The 246-nt window shown below is 67.5% G+C and carries 1 pseudogene; it reads right to left on the bottom strand.

Going from position 1 to position 246, the window contains the following annotated elements:
* Positions 1–246 (bottom strand): annotated as a pseudogene (locus tag ACTFO6_RS19420) (hypothetical protein); the annotation flags it as partial.

Genomic DNA, 246 nt, shown 5'->3' with positions numbered 1-246 from the left:
GCGAGGATGTGTGCCACGCGGGAGAGGCTCGTCGCCAGGCTGCTGCGTCGCCACCGTCGCGGTGACGGTGCATCCAGCAGGCACGCCGCAGTTCGAGGATCGTCGGCGAGGGTGGCGAGCACCGGGAGATGGAACTGTTTGGTGATCTCCCGTGGCCCATAGGGTTGTCCCGGTCCGATGACCAGCAGTCCGCGACGCGCCGTACCTTCGACATTGATCTCGCCGATGAGCTCGCCGTGCAGGGCC

It is taken from the genome of Pelomicrobium sp. G1 (genome assembly GCF_051905455.1).
In the GTDB taxonomy this organism is placed as follows: Bacteria; Pseudomonadota; Gammaproteobacteria; order Burkholderiales; family UBA6910; genus Pelomicrobium.
The sequence above is the reverse complement of the archived record's forward strand: the minus strand, read 5'-3'. Positions and strand labels throughout refer to the sequence as shown.